Source organism: Streptomyces vietnamensis (assembly GCF_000830005.1).
GTDB classification, from domain to species: Bacteria; Actinomycetota; Actinomycetes; order Streptomycetales; family Streptomycetaceae; genus Streptomyces; species Streptomyces vietnamensis.
The window spans coordinates 2,376,257-2,393,864 of sequence record NZ_CP010407.1 but is presented as its reverse complement, the minus strand read 5'-3'; the positions used below and the strand labels follow the sequence as shown (position 1 = coordinate 2,393,864).

Below are 17,608 nucleotides of genomic sequence, written 5' to 3'. Positions count from 1 at the left end.
CAGGAAACCGAGGAGGCTTGCATGGCATGGACGTGGCGGTTCGAGAAGTCCGACGGCACCGAGGTCGAGCCGGTGGTGACCCCCGAGGAGTTCACCACCCAGGGCGACGCGGAGAGCTGGCTCGGAGAGAACTGGCGTGACCTCCTGGGCGGAGGCGCGGACCAGGTGACGCTGTCGGAGGACGGGGCGAAGGTCTACGGCCCGATGCCCCTGAACGCGGAGGGCTAGAGCGCCCGGCGGCCCAGACAGGGGTGCAGGACCGAGCCCCCTGCACCCCATCCACCCTCGGGGCGGCGGGCGGTGCCCCCGCCCCACCCCTTGTGGGCCCGCGGCCCCCTCGCCCCCGTTGTGGGCAATCGTTCCGCTGGGGCGGAACGGGTGGGCACAACGGACCCGCGCCCTGCTGGCGCCCGAGGCTCCCGCGCCCGAACCCGCACGTGCGGTGCGGCGCGCTGGTGGTGCGGGTCCAGGCACAGGGGGCGGGGGCGCGGCCAGGCGCGCCGTCCCGTGTGCCCACCCGTCCCGCCCCAGCGGGACGATTGCCCACACGGAGGGCGGCGAAGGCACCGCCCAGCAAGGTGCGGGCCCACACGGGCGCGGGGCGACGCCCAGCCAGGCGCGGGCACCACGCGGGCGTGGGGGCTACAGCTCGCCCAAGGTGACTTCCGTCTTCCGGGTCGTCGTGCCCCGCACGTACGTCACCGTCACCTTGTCCCCCGGCTGCATCGCCGCCAACGCCTCCGACAACGACGTGATCGTCGTGATCTCCGTGTCGCCGAGCCGCGTGATCACATCGCCCGGCTTCAGCCCCGCCTTCCCCGCCGCCCCGTCCGCCGGCGCCTCGACCACCGCCACGCCCGCCGGCTCGTAGTTGTCGTCGAGGACCGTACGGCCGGTGATGTTGAGGGCCGCCCGGCCCGAGTCCGTCACCTTGCCGTTCTTGACGATCTGGCCCGCGACCGTCCGCACCATCGACGCGGGGATCGCGAAGCCGATGCCGGGTGCCGAGCCGCCGCCCAGCTCGGGGTCGGTCGCGGCGAGCGTCGGGATGCCGATGACCTCGCTGTCGAGGTTGACCAGGGCGCCCCCGCTGTTGCCGGGGTTGATCGCCGCCGACGTCTGGACCATGTTCGCGATGGTCGCGCCCGTGCCGCCGCCGTCCCGTCCCTCGCTGACCGTGCGGCCGGTCGCCGAGACGATGCCCTGGGTGACGCTGCCGGACAGGCCCAGCGGGGAGCCCATCGCGAGCACGATCTGCCCCATGTCGACCTCGGCGGAGTCGCCGAACTTCGCGGCCTTCAGCCCCTGCGGCACGCTGTCCAGCTTGAGGACGGCGAGGTCCTGCTCGGGATACGAGGAGACGAGCCGCGCCGTGACGGACTGCCCGCCGGTGGCCGCCGTGACCTTGAAGCTCTTCTCCTGGCCGACCACGTGCGCGTTGGTGACGATGTGCCCCTTGCCGTCGTAGACGACCCCGGAGCCGAGGCTGTTCGACGCCTCGATCTGGACGACCGACGGCAGGACGTTCTTGATCACCCGCTGGTAGTCGTCCTGGAGCTCGTTGGAGACGAGCGGCGCCGCCGCCTGGGTGGAGCGCTCCGGTGCGGACGCGTCCCCGGCGGAGGAACAGCCGCCGACCAGTGCGACGGCGACGAGGGGAAGGAGAACACGACGGGCACGGGATACGTCCATGTCCGGAGTATCCGATTCCGCCCCGCCAGGGGCCCGGCGAGCGCACCCGATCAGGGGTGCGCGACCGTCAGCCCCGTACCCCGCACAGGTGCAGGAGCGCCGCGACCCGCCGGTACGGATCCGTGCGCCCCGCCCGGTCCTCGGCGGCGAGCAGCCGCTCCAGCTCCTCGGCGGCGGGCAGGCCCGCGTCGGCGGGGACGTCGTCGGTGAAGACCCGTACCCCGTACCAGGCGTGCAGCGGCGCCGCGATCCCCGCGAGCGTCGCCGTGAGCGCGTCGAGCCGGTCGGCCCGCACCTTCACGCCGTTGTCGTCCGTGTAGACGTCCGAGTCGAAGGCGGCGAGCGCCCCCGACCAGTCCCCGGCGAGGCCCGGTCGCATGGACAGGGCCTCCGCGTTCCGTACCACCAGGGACAGCAGGCCGCCGGGGGCCAGCATCCGGGCCAGGCCCGCGAGCAGCGCGTCCGGCTCGTCCGCGTACATGAGCACGCCGTGGCAGAGCACCACGTCGAAGCTGCCGGGCAGGAAGTGCACCCCGGTCTCGCGTCCGTCGCCCTCGATCATCCGGACCCGCTCGCGGATCCCGGCGGGCTCCGTCGCCAGCGACTCACGGGCCGTCTTCAGGAGGTCCGGGTCGGCCTCCAGACCGGTCACGGTGTGCCCGGCACGGGCCAGCCGCAGGGCCTGGGTGCCCTGCCCCATGCCCGCGTCGAGGATCCGCAGCCGCTGCCCCACCGGGTAGCGACTGGTTATCTGCTCGTCGAGCTGACGGGCGATGATCTCCTGCCGGATGGTGTCGCGCAGCCCGCCGGGACCGGCGGGCCAGTGGGCGACGACGGGCAGCACCGGGCCGCCCGACTCCGACGTGGCCTCGCCGAACGCGCGCCCGTCGAACTCGGAGCTGTCGGCGCTCAGGGCCGCTCTCCGCGCTTGACCTGCGGCTTCGGCAGACGCAGCCGGCGCATCTGGAGCGTGCGCATCAGGCCGTAGGCGATGGCGCCGCGCTTCGGCTCGTTCGGGAAGCGCTCGTTGAGCTGCTTCCGCAGACGGATCCAGATGCCGATCGAGTCGATGACGATCAGGATGATCACACCGAGCCAGAGCAGCAGGGAGATGTTCTGCAGCGACCGGTTGGCGTTGCCGAACAGCGACAGCACGAGGATCACCACGGCCATCGGCAGGAAGAACTCGGCGATCGCGAACCGGGAGTCGACGAAGTCGCGCACGAAGCGGCGGACCGGACCCTTGTCGCGGGCGGGCAGGTAGCGCTCGTCGCCGCTGGCCAGCGCCTCGCGCTGCCGGGCCAGGTCCGAGCGGCGTGCCTCGCGCTGGCGCTTGGCGGCCTCCTTGCGGTCGGTCGGCACCGTCGCGGCGCGCCGGCGCTGGGTCTGCGCCTCGCTCCGCTTCGGGGTCGGGCGGCCCTTGGGGGCCTCGGGGTCGCGGGGCTGCTTGGTGGAGAGGTCCGCCGTCACCTTGCCGGTGGGGGCCTTCTCGTCCTTCGAACGGCTACGGAACACAAAACCCAAGGGTACGGGGTAGTGGGCATGAACCCCATGCCGGGCGGGAACGATCCGCTAACGGACTGCGTCTTGGGCCGTACGTACGAAGGACGGCGCGGGATCTCCCCGAGATCCGTCTACTCCCTGCGCGGGAGGGGACACCGCGCGCAGTCGTCCTTGGGGAGGAGCGCATCCCGCTCCGAACAGTGCGGTAATGGAGACAGGGCCCGTACTGTGGACCTTGTTGAAGAGCTGGAGCCGAGTCCGTCAGAAGGGGGCGCGCGAAGCCCATGAGCGGTGTCATGAAGCGTATGGGGATGATCTTCCGCGCGAAGGCGAACAAGGCCCTTGACCGGGCCGAGGATCCGCGCGAGACGCTCGATTACTCCTACCAGAAGCAACTGGAGCTGCTGCAGAAGGTGCGGCGGGGCGTCGCCGACGTCGCCACCTCCCGCAAGCGGCTCGAACTCCAGCTGAACCAGCTGCAGGGCCAGTCCGCCAAGCTGGAGGACCAGGGCCGCAAGGCCCTCGCCCTCGGCCGCGAGGACCTGGCGCGCGAGGCGCTGTCCCGGCGGGCCGCGCTCCAGCAGCAGGTCAGCGACCTGGAGGTGCAGCACCAGACGCTGCAGGGCGAGGAGGAGAAGCTCACCCTCGCCGCCCAGCGGCTGCAGGCCAAGGTGGACGCCTTCCGCACCAAGAAGGAGACCATCAAGGCGACCTACACGGCGGCCCAGGCGCAGACCCGGATCGCCGAGTCCTTCTCCGGCATCTCGGAGGAGATGAGCGACGTCGGTCTGGCGATCCAGCGGGCCGAGGACAAGACCGCCCAGCTCCAGGCGCGCGCCGGCGCGATCGACGAGCTGCTCGCCTCGGGCGCGCTCGACGACCAGTCGGGCCTGGCCAAGGACGACATCCAGGCGGAGCTCGACCGGCTGTCCGGCGGTACGGACGTGGAGCTGGAGCTCCAGCGGATGAAGGCCGAGCTGGCCGGGGGTCCCTCGGCGCAGCAGCAGGCCATCGAGGGCGGCTCCGGGACGAACCAGAACCAGGGCCAGCAGCAGTCCCACCCGCGCTTCGAGAAGTAGCTCCGAGAAGCGGCTTCGCGACAGACAGGACGCGTCATGATCGTACGGATCATGGGGGAGGGCCAGCTGGAGCTGGCCGACAGCCACTTCGTCGAGCTGAACCGTCTGGACGACGAGCTGCTCGAGGAGATGGAAGCGGGGGACGAGTACGGCTTCCGGCGCACGCTGGGAGCCCTCCTCGACGCGGTCCGGCGCCTCGGGGCACCGCTCCCGGACGACGCGCTGGAGCCCTCGGAGCTGATCCTCCCGTCGCCGGACGCGACCCTGGACGAAGTCCGAGAGATGCTCTCCGACGACGGCCTGATCCCAGGCTGACGCCCCCGCACCCACCGCGACGTCGCCCCGCCCCGTACGGGCCCGCGCCTGGCTGGGCGGTGCCCCACCGCCGTGCGGGCCCGCGCCGCGCCGGGCGGTGGCCGCCCCCGTGGCGGGCCCGCGCCTGGGCTGGGCGGTGCCCTCCGCCGCCCGCCGTGCGGCCCCGCGCCCGTGCCTGGGCGGCGCCCCGCTGCCGTGTGGGCCCGCGCCCGGCTGGGCGTCGCCCCGCTGCCGTGTGGGCAATCGTCCCGCTGGGGCGGGACGGGTGGGCACACGGGACGGCGCGCCTGGCCGCGCCTCCGCCCCCTGTGCCTGGACCCGCACCACCGCCGCGGCGCACACGGGGTGCGGGTTCGGGCGCGGGAGCCTCTGGCGCCGGCAGGGCGCGGGTCCGTTGTGCCCACCCGTTCCGCCCCAGCGGAACGACTGCCCACAACGGGGCGGGCGCCGCCCACAACGGGGGCGGCGGGGGCACCGCCCCGGTGGAGCGGCTGCCCACAACGGGGGCGGCACGAGGCGCCCACAACGGGCGGGGTGCCGGCCACAACGGCGGGGCGTAGGCCCCATACGGGCGGGGCGCGGCCCGTACCGTTGGGCCCGTGACCCCATCCGGCCCCGCCACCGGCACCCCCCGCGCCCGCCTCCGCGACTGGTTCCACGCGCACCCCCTCGCGTTCGACGCGACGATCGCCGCCGGCGCGCTCGTCGCCATGATCGCCGGGTCCTTCACCGATCCGCACGGCAGCCCGGACGGGCCGACGTTCGGGGACCACGCGCCCGACGCGTGGAGCGTGCTGATCATGATCGCCGGGGCGGCGGCCCTGGTGATGCGCAGGCGCAGCCCCTTCGCCGTGCTCGCCTTCACCGTCACGATCAGCCTCTTCGAGCTGGTCAACGACAACCGCCCCGCCCCGATCGCGATGAGCGCCGTCGTCGCGCTCTACACGGTCGCCTCCCGCACCGACCGGCCCACCACCTGGCGGGTCGGTCTCGTCACGATGGCGGTGCTCACCGCCGCGGCCATGGTCTTCGGGCCGACCCACTGGTACGCGCAGGAGAACCTCGGCGTCTTCGCCTGGACCGGGATGGCGGCGGCCGCCGGGGACGCCGTCCGCAGTCGCCGGGCCTTCGTCGACGCGATCCGGGAGCGGGCCGAGCGGGCCGAGCGGACCCGCGAGGAGGAGGCGGGGCGGCGGGTCGCCGAGGAGCGGCTGCGGATCGCCCGCGACCTCCACGACGTCGTCGCGCACCACATCGCCCTGGTGAACGTGCAGGCCGGGGTCGCCGCCCACGTCATGGACAAGCGCCCCGACCAGGCCAAGGAGGCCCTCGCGCACGTCCGCGAGGCCAGCCGCTCCGCCCTGGACGAGCTGCGCGCCACCGTCGGCCTGCTCCGCCAGTCCGGCGACCCGGAGGCCCCCACCGAGCCGGCCCCGGGCCTCGCCGTCCTCGACGGGCTGCTCGACAGCTTCCGCAAGGCCGGGCTGCCCGTCGCCCTGGCCCGCGCCGACGAGGGCCTGACGCTGCCCGCGACCGTCGACCTCGCCGCGTACCGGATCGTGCAGGAGGCCCTGACCAACGTCCGCAAGCACGCGGGACCGGACGCCGAGGCCGAGGTGAGCGTCGTCCGGGTGGGCCGTACGGTCGAGATCACCGTCCTCGACAACGGCACGCCCCCGGAAGCACCGCCCCGGCCGGCCGAGCAGCCCCCGGTGGGCGGGCACGGACTGCTCGGCATGCGCGAGCGGGTCGGCGCGCTCGGCGGCACCCTCACCGCCGCCCCCCGCTACGGCGGCGGCTTCCGCGTCCAGGCGATACTGCCGGTGACGTCCCGCACGGGGGAGGACCGCGCATGACCATTCGCGTACTGCTCGCCGACGACCAGGCCCTGCTCCGCAGCGCCTTCAAGGTCCTGGTGAACTCCGAGCCGGACATGGAGGTGGTCGGGGAGGCGCCCGACGGCGCCGAGGCGGTCGCGCTGGCCCGCGCCACGCGGCCCGACGTCGTCCTGATGGACATCCGCATGCCGGGCACGGACGGCCTCGCCGCGACCCGGATGATCACCGCCGATCCCGAGCTCGCCGACGTACGGATCGTCATGCTGACCACCTTCGAGGTCGACGAGTACGTCGTGCAGTCGCTGCGCGCCGGCGCCTCCGGCTTCCTCGGCAAGGGGGCCGAGCCGGAGGAGCTCCTCGGCGCGATCCGGATCGCGCACGCCGGCGAGGCGCTGCTCTCCCCGGCCGCCACGAAGGGCCTGATCGCCAGCTTCCTCGCCCAGGGCGGCCAGGGCGCGGACACCGCGGACGCGGGCGTCGGCGCCCGCTCCGAGCGGCTCGCCGCGCTCACCGCCCGCGAGCGCGAAGTGCTCGTCCTCGTCGCGGGCGGTCTCTCCAACGACGAGATCGCCGAGCGGCTCGACGTCAGCCCGCTGACCGTGAAGACACACGTCAACCGGGCCATGGCCAAGCTCGGCGCCCGCGACCGGGCCCAGCTGGTGGTCACGGCGTACGAGTCCGGCCTCGTACGCCCCCGGGTGGAGTGAGCGCGTACTCCAGACGCGGTATGCGCGGCGTAAAGAAGTGGACCCGGGGGCCGAGGACTTCCGGCCGCGGATGGCAGATCGTATAGGCGGGGGGCATCTCCGGCGGACCCAGCGGGTCCGGGCCGGGGTCTTGGCTGCTCCCGCATGTCGACGAGTACGCCACAGAAGAGAGACCCCATGTCCTGGCTGTCCAGATTCAGCCTCGCGCAACGGGCCCTGATCGGGCTGATGTCCATCGTCGCGATCGTGTTCGGAGCGATCGCGATCCCGCAGCTGAAGCAGCAGTTGTTCCCCTCGATCGAACTGCCGATGGTCTCGATCCTCGCCCCGTACCAGGGCGCCTCTCCCGATGTGGTCGAGAAGCAGGTCGTCCAGCCGCTGGAGAACAGCCTCAAGGCCGTCGACGGCATCAAGGGCATCACGTCCACCGCCTCCGAGGGCAGCGCCGTCATCATGGCCAGCTTCGACTACGGGGACGAGGGCACCAAGCAGCTCGTCGCCGACGTCCAGCAGGCCGTCAACCGGGCCCGCGCCCAGCTGCCGGACGCGGTCGACCCGCAGGTGGTGGCCGGCTCCACCGACGACATCCCGACCGTCGTGCTCGCCGTCACCTCGGACAAGGACCAGCAGGCGCTCGCCGACCAGCTGGACAGGACCGTCGTCCCCGCCCTCGAGGACATCGACGGCGTCGCCCAGGTCACCGTCGACGGCGTCCGCGACCTCCAGGTCTCCGTCACCCCGGACGACCGCAAGCTCGCCGCGGCCGGCCTGAGCCCGATGAAGCTCGCCGAGGCCATCCGGAACGGCGGCGGCACCATGCCCGCCGGCGCCTTCTCCGAGGCCGGCAAGAGCCGCACCGTCCAGGTCGGCGGCGGCTACACCTCGCTGCAGCAGATCCAGGACCTGCGGATCAAGCCCGAGAAGGGCAGGGCGGTCCGCCTCGGTGACGTCGCCGCCGTGAAGCAGGAGGAGGCCACCCCGGTCTCCCTGACCCGTACCAACGGCAAGCCCAGCCTCGCCGTCCTGGCCACCATGGACAAGGACGGCAGCGCCGTCGCCATCTCCGACGCGGTCAAGGACAAGCTGCCGGGGCTGCGCAAGGACCTCGGCGCGGGCGCCGAGCTGACCGTGGTCTCCGACCAGGGCCCGGCCGTCGCCAAGTCGATCTCCGGCCTCACCACCGAGGGCGCGCTCGGCCTCGTCATGGCCGTCCTCGTCATCCTGGTCTTCCTGGCCTCGCTGCGCTCCACGCTGGTCACCGCGGTCTCCATCCCGCTCTCGGTCGTCCTCGCCCTGATCGTGCTGTGGACCCGTGACCTGTCCCTGAACGTGCTGACGCTCGGCGCGCTCACCATCGCCATCGGCCGGGTCGTCGACGACTCGATCGTGGTCCTGGAGAACATCAAGCGACACCTCGGATACGGCGAGGAGCGGCAGGCCGCGATCATCACCGCGGTCAAGGAGGTCGCCGGCGCGGTCACCTCCTCGACCCTCACCACCGTCGCCGTCTTCCTGCCGATCGGCCTGGTCGGCGGCATGATCGGCGAGCTGTTCGGCTCCTTCAGCCTCACCGTCACGGCCGCGCTGCTCGCCTCGCTGCTCGTCTCGCTCACGGTCGTCCCGGTCCTGTCGTACTGGTTCCTGCGCGCCCCCAAGGGCACCTCCGCGGACCCGGAGGAGGCCCGCCGACTGGCCGAGGAGAAGGAGACGAAGAGCCGCCTCCAGCGCGCGTACGTGCCGGTGCTGCGGTTCGCCACCCGGCGCCGCTTCACCAGCGTCGTCCTCGCCCTCGTGGTCCTCTTCGGCACCTTCGGCATGGCGCCGCTCCTGAAGACCAACTTCTTCGACCAGGGCGAGCAGAAGGTCCTGACGGTCAAGCAGAAGCTGGCCCCGGGCACCAGCCTCGCCGCCTCCGACGAGGCCGCGAAGAAGGTCGAGAAGGTCCTCGCCGACACGAAGGGCGTCAAGGACTACCAGGTCACCGTCGGCTCCTCCGGCTTCATGGCGGCCTTCGGCGGCGGCACCGGCTCCAACCAGGCGTCGTACCAGGTGACCCTGGAGGACTCCGCCTCGTACGAGAAGACCCGGGACGCCCTGCACGAGGCGCTCGGCAGGCTCGACGGCATCGGCGACACGACCGTCGCCGCCGGTGACGGCTTCGGCAACCAGGACCTCAGCGTGGTCGTCAAGGCCGCCGACCCGGCGACCCTGAAGAAGGCGGCCGAGCAGGTCACGCAGTCCGTCGCCGAGTTGAAGAACGTCTCCGACGTGCAGAGCGACCTGTCCCAGTCGGTGCCGCGGATCTCGGTCCGGGCCAACGAGAAGGCGGCCGACGCCGGCTTCGACGACGCCGGCCTCGGCATGATCGTGGCTCAGGCGGTGCACGGCACCCCGGCCGCCAAGGCGATCCTCGACGACACCGAGCGGGACGTCCTGATCACCTCGGCCCACCCGGCCACCACGCTGGCCGCGCTGAAGGCGCTGCCGCTCGGCCCGGTGAAGCTCGGCGACATCGCGCACGTCGAGCTGGTGCCCGGCCCGGTCTCCATGACCCGGATCGACGGCGCCCGCGCGGCCACGATCACGGCCAAGCCGACCACGGACAACACCGGTGCGGTGAGCGCCGAGCTCCAGACGAAGATCAACGCGCTGGACCTGCCCGAGGGAGCCACCGCGTCCATCGGCGGCGTCTCCCAGGACCAGTCCGAGGCCACCGGCAAGATGGCCCTGGCGATGCTCGCCGCCGTGGCGATCGTCTTCATGCTGCTCGTCGCGACCTTCCGCTCGCTGATCCAGCCGCTGATCCTGCTGGTCTCGATCCCGTTCGCGGCGACCGGCGCGATCGGTCTGCTCGTGGCCACCGGCACGGCGATGGGCGTCCCGGCGATGATCGGCATGCTGATGCTCATCGGCATCGTCGTCACCAACGCGATCGTCCTGATCGACCTGATCAACCAGTACCGGGCGCAGGGCCTGGGCGTCGTCGAAGCGGTGATCGAGGGCGGCCGGCACCGGCTCCGCCCGATCCTGATGACCGCCCTGGCGACGATCTTCGCCCTGCTGCCGATGGCCCTCGGCGTCACCGGCGAGGGCGGCTTCATCGCCCAGCCGCTGGCCGTGGTGGTGATCGGCGGTCTGATCACCTCGACGCTGCTGACCCTGCTCCTCGTCCCGACGCTCTACGCGATGGTGGAGCTCCGCAAGGAGCGCCGTGCGAAGAAGAAGGCGGCGAAGCGGGAGAAGAAGGCGGGCGGCGACGCCCCGGTTCCGCCGCAGGCCAAGGAGCCGGCCGCGGTCTGATCCGCAAGGCCGGCGGCACAACAGACCCGAAGGGGCGCCCCGCAGCGTGCGGGGCGCCCCTTCCGTGTGTCCGTACGAGGAACCGTTACGGCAGCGCCAGCATCCGCTCGAGCGCGAGCTTGGCGAAGCTCTCCGTCTCCTTGTCGACCTGGATCTGGTTGACGAGGTTGCCCTCGGCCAGGGACTCCAGGGTCCACACCAGGTGCGGGAGGTCGATGCGGTTCATCGTCGAGCAGAAGCAGACCGTCTTGTCGAGGAAGACGATCTCCTTGCCCTGGTCGGCGAATCGATTCGCCAGGCGCCGGACCAGGTTCAGCTCCGTGCCGATCGCCCACTTGGAACCGGCCGGGGCCGCCTCCAGGGTGTTGATGATGTACTCGGTCGAGCCCACGTAGTCCGCGGCGGCGACGACCTCGTGGCGGCACTCGGGGTGGACGAGCACGTTCACGCCCGGGATGCGCTCGCGCACGTCGTTCACCGAGTCCAGCGAGAAGCGGCCGTGCACCGAGCAGTGGCCCCGCCAGAGGATCATCTTGGCGGCGCGCAGCTCCTCGACGGTGAGCCCGCCGTTCGGCTTGTGCGGGTTGTAGAGCACGCAGTCGTCCAGGGACATGCCCATGTCGCGGACGGCGGTGTTGCGGCCCAGGTGCTGGTCCGGCAGGAAGAGCACCTTCTCGCCCTGCTCGAAGGCCCAGTTCAGGGCCCGCTCGGCGTTGGACGAGGTGCAGATCGTGCCCCCGTGCTTGCCGGTGAAGGCCTTGATGTCGGCCGAGGAGTTCATGTACGAGACGGGCACGACCTGCTCGGCGATGCCGGCCTCGGTCAGCACGTCCCAGCACTCGGCGACCTGCTCGGCGGTGGCCATGTCGGCCATCGAGCAGCCGGCCGCGAGGTCGGGCAGGACGACCTTCTGGTCGTCGCCGGTGAGGATGTCGGCAGACTCGGCCATGAAGTGGACGCCGCAGAAGACGATGTACTCGGCCTCGGGCTTGGCGGCGGCGTCGCGCGCGAGCTTGAAGGAGTCACCGGTCACGTCGGCGAACTGGATGACCTCGTCGCGCTGGTAGTGGTGGCCGAGCACGAAGACCTTGTCCCCGAGCTTCTCCTTCGCTGCGCGGGCGCGCTCCACGAGGTCCGGGTCGGAGGGCGACGGCAGATCGCCGGGACACTCCACTCCGCGCTCGCTCTTCGGGTCGGCTTCGCGACCGAGCAGGAGCAGGGCGAGCGGCGTCGGCTGCACATCCAGGGGCTGGGCGGTGGTCACGTCACGCACCCTTTCTTCGGGGTCTTCGGGGAACGCTTTTCGTCGAAATGACGCTATCTATCATAACCGGTTCACGTCAGAATGACGATGGCCATAGTGTCGATGTGACGAATTCGCCGTCCGCGCTCCTGGACATGGTGTGCGAGCATGAAAGAGGGAAGACCCCACTCGGCCCGGAATGAATCCGGGGCACCGGCGGTTGCAACCGTCGGCAAGCAGTCTCCGTACACCACCGGGAGAGAAGCAGATGTCCGTATCGGACGAGAAGACCACTGTCAGCGACGGCATCCTCCTGTCCGACGCCGCCGCGGCCAAGGTCAAGGCCCTCCTCGACCAGGAAGGCCGCGAGGACCTGGCCCTGCGCGTCGCCGTTCAGCCCGGCGGCTGCTCCGGCCTGCGTTACCAGCTGTTCTTCGACGAGCGCTCGCTCGACGGTGACGTCGTGAAGGACTTCGACGGCGTCAAGGTCGTCACCGACCGCATGAGCGCCCCGTACCTGGGCGGCGCGTCGATCGACTTCGTCGACACGATCGAGAAGCAGGGCTTCACCATCGACAACCCGAACGCCACGGGCTCCTGCGCCTGCGGCGACTCGTTCAGCTAAGCCTGTACGTACGTGAGGGCGGCGGCCCCCGGGGATCCTCCCGGGGCCGCCGCCCTCACGCGTACCCGGACGCGCTCAGCGCCGCGGCACGGCCTGCCCGCTCGCCGCGTCCACCACGGGCCGGTCGCCCAGCGGGCCCTGCAGCGTCACGGTCAGCGTGATCTCCTTGGCGATCGCGATGCACGCCCGCCCGGGGTCGGACTTCTCGTCGATCCGCACGGTCACCTTCTCCGGGGTCTCCACGGCCTTCGCGGTGTACGTGCTGCACACCCCGCCCCAGAAGGTGACCGACAGCTTCCGGCCGTCGTCCGCCGTCCGGTACGACTCGACCCGCCGGACCGGCGCCGTGCCCTCGTCCGGCGGCGAGGGCTTCGCGGGCGGCGCCAGGTACTCCGGGGCCACCGCCGTCTCCACCACCGTGTAGGGCGCCGCGTCCACCGGGTCGGCGGTGAACAGCCACGCCGGCACGAGCAGCCGCTCGCCCGCCACGTCCTTGGCGGCCAGGCCGAACACCGCGGCCGTCACGGGGACCTCGGCCGGCGGCACCGTACCGGCGACGGACCGGCAGGGCACGTCGGGGCCGGGCTCGGTGCCGGCCTTGCCGTTCCCGTCGACGCCGGTCGGCTCGTCCTTGCCATTCCCGCCGACGCCGTTCCCGTCGACTCCGGCCGGCGGGTCGGTCGCGCAGCCACCGATGCCGATGGGACCGGTGCCCTTCGAGGCCTCGTTCAGTACGGCGAGGGCCTTCTCCGCCCCGAGCACCGGATACGTGGCGCCCTTCACCGGCTCCTTGAGCATCCCGCTCCCGGCGACCGGCCGGCCGTCCGGACCGATGTGCAACCCCGTCGACCAGCCGTAGGTCGGCAGCCCGCCCACCACCGGATCGGCGTTGACCACCCGCACCGAACCATCCATCACCTGGTTCGCGGTCACCTTCGCGTCGTCCTGGCCGAGCGCCTTCAGGACGGGGACGGCCGCCGCCTTCGCCGCGGCCTCGCTCACCGGCGTACGGCCCGCGGTCGGGGGCTTCACCTCACCCGGGGGCGGGCACGCCGGGCCCTTGAGGCAGGAGTCGCCGGCCGGACCGCCGTCGTACCAGGAGTACGTCCAGCTGCCGGGAGCCTTCCGGGCCACGTCGAGCCGCGGTCCCCGGCCGTCCTTCTCGGGCCCGATCGTCCAGACGTCCCCGACGAGGGAGGGCCGGCCCTCGATCCCGAGTGCTTCGGCCAGCCTGGTCACCTCCGCCGAGGTGACCAGGCCCCCGGGCCGGTGGACCGCGGCCGAGGAGGGCCCTTGGGGGAGGGGGCCCTTGGCTTTGTAGACCGTCCCGTTCGGGTTGCCGCCCGGGTCCGGTTCACCGGGCGCGATCCCGGGACCGCCTCCCGCATCACCCCCGCTGCCGCCTTCGAGGCGCAGGGGCGGCGGCGACCCGGCCGCGTCCCCGGCGGACACCCCGGCGGGCGTCGCCTCGCCGTCCGCCGTCGCCGCGACGGCGAGATAGACGCCACCGCCCCCGGCGAGCAGCACACCCGCCGCCACCGAGGCGGCGATGACGTTCCGTCGCCTCCGTACGTTCTCCGTACCGCTCACCGCAACGCTCCCTCGTCTCGACCGGACGCCGATGGGACGGAGCGGGCGGGCGGGCGGTTCCGTCCGTCAGCCGCCGTACTCGACGGTGGCGTCGATCAGCCGGGCCGAGGCCGCCGGCACGACGACCCCGTGGATCGACGCGGGGGAGACGCGTACGGGCTCGGGGGAGACCGGAGTGACCCAGTGGGGGGCCATCCGAGCACCGTCCCCGCGCAGCTGGGCGAGGCTCAACTCGGACTCGTGTCGCTCCCGGGGAGCGGGGTACAAGGTCATGGGCGCACCGTATGCACCGCAGCGCTCCGGGGAAAAGCCCTACTCTGGGGTAGTTTCCACTGTTCGGCAGGGAGCGCCCCACCCGGTAGCGTGAACTGTCATTACCACCTTCCCGCAGGAGCGCCCCGCCGTGCGTATCGCAGTCACCGGCTCCATCGCCACCGACCACCTCATGACCTTCCCCGGCCGGTTCGCCGACCAGCTCGTGGCCGACCAGCTCCACACGGTGTCCCTCTCCTTCCTCGTCGACAACCTGGACGTCCGCCGGGGCGGCGTCGGCCCGAACATCTGCTTCGGCATGGGCCAGCTCGGCGGCAACCCGATCCTGGTCGGCGCGGCCGGCTACGACTTCGACGAGTACCGCGCCTGGCTCGACCGGCACGGCGTCGACACCGGCTCGGTGCGCATCTCCGAGGTCCTGCACACCGCCCGCTTCGTCTGCACCACCGACAAGGACCACAACCAGATCGGCTCCTTCTACACCGGCGCCATGAGCGAGGCCCGGCTGATCGAGCTCAAGGCCGTCGCCGACCGCGTGGGCGGCCTCGACCTCGTCCTCATCGGCGCCGACGACCCCGAGGCGATGCTCCGCCACACGGAGGAGTGCAAGACCCGGCAGATCCCCTTCGCCGCCGACTTCTCGCAGCAGATCGCGCGCATGGACGGCGAGGAGATCCGCACGCTCCTCGACGGCGCGACCTACCTCTTCTCGAACGAGTACGAGAAGGGCCTCATCGAGTCCAAGACCGGCTGGACCGAGGCGGAGATCCTCTCCCGCGTCGGCCACCGCGTCACCACGCTCGGCTCGCGCGGCGTGCGCATCGAGCGGGTCGGCGAGACGCCCATCGAGGTCGGCTGCCCCGAGGAGACCGCGAAGGTCGACCCGACGGGCGTCGGCGACGCCTTCCGCGCGGGCTTCCTGACGGGGCTGTCGTGGGGCGTGGGGCTCGAGCGGGCGGCGCAGGTGGGCTGCATGCTGGCGACGCTGGTCATCGAGACGTTGGGCACGCAGGAGTACACGCTGCGGCGGGCGAACTTCATGGAGCGCTTCACGAAGGCGTACGGCGAGGAGGCGGCGACGGAGGTCCAGTCCCACCTCCTCTGACCCGCCCGCACCCGACTGGGCGCCGCCCATCCGGGCCTGCCGCCCCCGCGGGTGCCCGCGCCCGGCCGGACGTCGCCCTGCCCCCGCGGGTGCCCGCGCTCGGCTGGACGTCGCCTCGCCCCGTGCGGGCCCGCGCCTGTGCTGGGCAGTGCCCTTCGCCGCCCCCCGTGTGGGCAATCGTCCCGCTGGGGCAAGGGGGTCCCCCCTGCTCGAGCGAAGCCGAGAGCTTGGGGGAGGGTGGGCACACGGGACGGCGCGCCTGGCCGCGCCCCCGCCCCCTGTGCCTGGACCCGCACCCCAGCGGCGCCGCACGACGTGGTGCGGGTTCGGGCGCGGGAGCCTCGGGCGCCGGCAGGGCGCGGGTCCGTTGTGCCCACCCGTTCCGCCCCAGCGGAACGATTGCCCACAACGGGGGCGGCACGAGGCGCCCACAACGGGGGCGGCGGGGGCGCACCGCCCCGGACGGGCGCCGCCCGCAACGGGGTGCGGGTTACGACAGTCGGCGGACCACGTACGCCACGCCACCCCCCGGCGACGGCGACTCCCCCACGTACTCCTGCCCCCGCATCTCGCACCACGCCGGAATGTCCAGCCGCGCCGCCGCGTCGTCCGACAGGACCGTCACCGTCCCGCCCACCGGCACCTCCCCGATCACCTTCGCCAGTTCGATCACCGGGATCGGGCAGCGCTTGCCGAGGGAGTCCACGACGAGCGAGCCCGAGGGCGCGGGGACGGACGGCATGGCTTCGGGGGCGCCGAGCCGTTCCCGTACCTCCGCCACCACCCCCGGGAGGACGGCGAGGAAGCGGTCCACGTCTTCCTCCGACGTTCCCGTCGGCAGGGACACCCGGACGTTCCCCTCGCTCAGCACCCCCATCGCGCGCAGCACATGGCTGGGCGTCAGCGTCGAACTCGTGCACGACGAACCGGACGAAACGGAGAAACCCTCCCGGTCCAGCTCGTGAAGGAGCGTCTCGCCGTCGACGTACAGGCAGGAGAAGGTGACGAGGTGGGGGAGCCGGCGCACCGGGTCGCCCACCACCTCCACGTCCGGCACCAGCTCCGGCACCCGGGCCCGGATCCGGTCCACCAGGGCCCGCAGCCGGGCCCCCTCGGCCGCCGCCTCCGCCCGGACCGCCCGCAGCGAGGCCGCCGCCGCCACGATCGCCGGCAGGTTCTCGAAGCCCGGCGCCCGGCCCGACTCCCGCTCGTCCGACGGGCCTTGCGGGGCGAACCGGACGCCCTTGCGCACCGCGAGGAGGCCGACGCCCGCCGGCCCGCCCCACTTGTGCGCGCTCGCCGCGAGCAGTGACCAGCCCTCCGGCACCGGCCCCCAGCCGAGTGACTGGGCCGCGTCCACCAGGAGCGGCACTCCCGCCGCCCGGCAGGCCTCGGCGACCTCGGCCACCGGCTGCTCGGTGCCCACCTCGTGGTTGGCCGACTGGAGGCACGCCAGGGCCGTATCTGCACCCAGCGCCGCCGCGAAGGCGGCCGCGTCCACCGCCCCCGACCGGTCCACCGGCACCTCGGTCACCGTCCCGCCCGCCGCCGCGTGCGTCTCGCCGGCGTGCAGGACGGAGGAGTGTTCGACCGCGGAGACCACCAGCCGGTTTCCGACACGCCGACGTCCCGCGAGCGCGCCGGAGATTCCGGCGTGAACCGCGCGCGTCCCCGAAGGAGTGAACACGAGCTCGTCCGGGCGGCACCCCACGGCCTCCGCGGCGGCCTCCCTGGCGGCGTCGAGCAGCAGCCGGGCCCGCCGCCCCTCCCGGTAGAGGCGGGCCGGGTCGGCCCAGCCCTCGTCCAGGGCGGCGAGCAGCGCCTGGCGGGCGACGGGGTGCAGAGGAGCGGCGGACGCGGCGTCGAAGTACGGCATCCCTCCACCGTAGAGCGCGGGGGTCCACCGCCCGTGGAGCGGGGAGATCCACGACCGCGGGCCCGGGGGTCCACCGCTCGTGGAGCGGGGAGGCCCACCACCGCAGGCCCGGGGGTCCACCGCTCGTGGAGCGGGGAGACCCACCACCGCGGACCCCGGGATCCACCACCTCCGGCCCGGGATCCACCACCTCCGGCCCGAGGACCCGGACACGTGATGAGCCCTCGTCAGATGCCCGCCCCCGCGCGCCGCCAGACCGCCGAACGGGCGTCCCCCACCCCCTTCCGGAACCCCTGGGTCCACCCCTTCGGGGACTCGGACGGCGCGTTGGGCACCCTCCCCGCGCGACCCCAAATAGCGTCCAGTAGGGTTTGGTCCGCATAAACATCCAAACCCCTGCCCGCGGCCGGGGCGGCGACCGACCAGCGAGACGGACGGCCGTGGCCGACCACTGCGGGCCGA

15 protein-coding genes are annotated in these 17,608 nt (G+C 72.8%); 8 read left to right on the top strand and 7 right to left on the bottom strand.

Features of this window, described 5'->3' with window-relative positions; genetic code table 11:
* Positions 1–21 precede the first annotated feature (21 nt).
* Positions 22–228, top strand: a complete 207-nt coding sequence (locus SVTN_RS10540) for a hypothetical protein (protein WP_041128855.1) — start codon at positions 22–24, stop codon at positions 226–228.
* 414 nt (positions 229–642) lie between these two features.
* Here SVTN_RS10540 and SVTN_RS10535 read toward each other — a convergent pair whose 3' ends face one another.
* The 3 genes from SVTN_RS10535 to SVTN_RS10525 all read right to left on the bottom strand — a co-directional run bounded on the left by SVTN_RS10535 (position 643) and on the right by SVTN_RS10525 (position 3,207).
* A complete protein-coding gene (locus SVTN_RS10535) occupies positions 643–1,692 on the bottom strand; it encodes a S1C family serine protease (protein ID WP_041128854.1) in 1,050 nt (349 codons plus the stop codon).
* Positions 1,693–1,759: 67 nt separating this feature from the next.
* Positions 1,760–2,536, bottom strand: coding sequence for a class I SAM-dependent methyltransferase (locus SVTN_RS10530; RefSeq protein ID WP_245727487.1), 777 nt, complete (start codon positions 2,534–2,536; stop codon positions 1,760–1,762).
* A 65-nt stretch (positions 2,537–2,601) separates the two neighbouring features.
* A complete protein-coding gene (locus tag SVTN_RS10525; protein ID WP_041128853.1) occupies positions 2,602–3,207 on the bottom strand; it encodes a DUF3043 domain-containing protein in 606 nt (201 codons plus the stop codon).
* A 272-nt stretch (positions 3,208–3,479) separates the two neighbouring features.
* Here SVTN_RS10525 and SVTN_RS10520 point away from each other — a divergent pair, with 272 nt between their 5' ends.
* From SVTN_RS10520 to SVTN_RS10500, 5 genes are all read left to right on the top strand, one after another.
* Positions 3,480–4,274: a PspA/IM30 family protein gene (locus SVTN_RS10520; protein WP_041128852.1), complete on the top strand. Its 795-nt coding sequence runs from the start codon at positions 3,480–3,482 to the stop codon at positions 4,272–4,274.
* A gap of 36 nt (positions 4,275–4,310) precedes the next feature.
* Complete coding sequence (pspAA, locus tag SVTN_RS10515) at positions 4,311–4,589, top strand: PspA-associated protein PspAA (RefSeq protein ID WP_041128851.1); 279 nt, start codon at positions 4,311–4,313, stop codon at positions 4,587–4,589.
* 599 nt (positions 4,590–5,188) lie between these two features.
* Entirely contained in the window at positions 5,189–6,445 is a 1,257-nt protein-coding gene (locus SVTN_RS10510; protein WP_041128850.1) for a sensor histidine kinase, read from the top strand.
* Entirely contained in the window at positions 6,442–7,134 is a 693-nt protein-coding gene (locus tag SVTN_RS10505) for a response regulator (RefSeq protein WP_041128849.1), read from the top strand. Before SVTN_RS10510 ends, SVTN_RS10505 begins: the two co-directional genes overlap by 4 nt.
* A gap of 177 nt (positions 7,135–7,311) precedes the next feature.
* On the top strand, positions 7,312–10,434 hold the full coding sequence (locus SVTN_RS10500) for an efflux RND transporter permease subunit (RefSeq protein ID WP_041128848.1): 3,123 nt from the start codon (positions 7,312–7,314) through the stop codon (positions 10,432–10,434).
* 85 nt (positions 10,435–10,519) lie between these two features.
* Here SVTN_RS10500 and nadA read toward each other — a convergent pair whose 3' ends face one another.
* Positions 10,520–11,698: a quinolinate synthase NadA gene (gene nadA, locus SVTN_RS10495; protein WP_041128847.1), complete on the bottom strand. Its 1,179-nt coding sequence runs from the start codon at positions 11,696–11,698 to the stop codon at positions 10,520–10,522.
* A 247-nt stretch (positions 11,699–11,945) separates the two neighbouring features.
* On the opposite strand from nadA, the gene SVTN_RS10490 reads away from it, so the two are divergent.
* Entirely contained in the window at positions 11,946–12,302 is a 357-nt protein-coding gene (locus SVTN_RS10490; protein ID WP_015033024.1) for a HesB/IscA family protein, read from the top strand.
* Between the two features lie 75 nt (positions 12,303–12,377).
* On the opposite strand, the gene SVTN_RS10485 is transcribed toward SVTN_RS10490, so the two are convergent.
* Together SVTN_RS10485 and SVTN_RS10480 are read right to left on the bottom strand one after the other, a co-directional pair.
* On the bottom strand, positions 12,378–13,892 hold the full coding sequence (locus SVTN_RS10485) for a hypothetical protein (RefSeq protein ID WP_041128846.1): 1,515 nt from the start codon (positions 13,890–13,892) through the stop codon (positions 12,378–12,380).
* Between the two features lie 66 nt (positions 13,893–13,958).
* Entirely contained in the window at positions 13,959–14,165 is a 207-nt protein-coding gene (locus tag SVTN_RS10480; protein WP_041128845.1) for a hypothetical protein, read from the bottom strand.
* 130 nt (positions 14,166–14,295) lie between these two features.
* Here SVTN_RS10480 and SVTN_RS10475 point away from each other — a divergent pair, with 130 nt between their 5' ends.
* The gene (locus SVTN_RS10475; protein WP_041128844.1) at positions 14,296–15,270 is read left to right on the top strand and encodes a carbohydrate kinase family protein; all 975 of its coding nucleotides are present in this window, start codon (positions 14,296–14,298) and stop codon (positions 15,268–15,270) included.
* Positions 15,271–15,760: 490 nt separating this feature from the next.
* Here SVTN_RS10475 and SVTN_RS10470 read toward each other — a convergent pair whose 3' ends face one another.
* Entirely contained in the window at positions 15,761–17,146 is a 1,386-nt protein-coding gene (locus tag SVTN_RS10470) for a cysteine desulfurase/sulfurtransferase TusA family protein (protein WP_041128843.1), read from the bottom strand.
* Positions 17,147–17,608 lie beyond the last annotated feature (462 nt).

Bases quoted from the DNA above. Each gene is read 5' to 3' on its own strand.
- SVTN_RS10540 (WP_041128855.1), top strand. From the start codon at position 22: ATGGCATGGACGTGGCGGTTCGAGAAGTCCGACGGCACCGAGGTCGAG.
- SVTN_RS10535 (WP_041128854.1), bottom strand. From the start codon at position 1,692: ATGGACGTATCCCGTGCCCGTCGTGTTCTCCTTCCCCTCGTCGCCGTC.
- SVTN_RS10520 (WP_041128852.1), top strand. From the start codon at position 3,480: ATGAGCGGTGTCATGAAGCGTATGGGGATGATCTTCCGCGCGAAGGCG.
- pspAA (WP_041128851.1), top strand. From the start codon at position 4,311: ATGATCGTACGGATCATGGGGGAGGGCCAGCTGGAGCTGGCCGACAGC.
- SVTN_RS10505 (WP_041128849.1), top strand. From the start codon at position 6,442: ATGACCATTCGCGTACTGCTCGCCGACGACCAGGCCCTGCTCCGCAGC.
- SVTN_RS10500 (WP_041128848.1), top strand. From the start codon at position 7,312: ATGTCCTGGCTGTCCAGATTCAGCCTCGCGCAACGGGCCCTGATCGGG.
- SVTN_RS10490 (WP_015033024.1), top strand. From the start codon at position 11,946: ATGTCCGTATCGGACGAGAAGACCACTGTCAGCGACGGCATCCTCCTG.
- SVTN_RS10480 (WP_041128845.1), bottom strand. From the start codon at position 14,165: ATGACCTTGTACCCCGCTCCCCGGGAGCGACACGAGTCCGAGTTGAGC.
- SVTN_RS10470 (WP_041128843.1), bottom strand. From the start codon at position 17,146: ATGCCGTACTTCGACGCCGCGTCCGCCGCTCCTCTGCACCCCGTCGCC.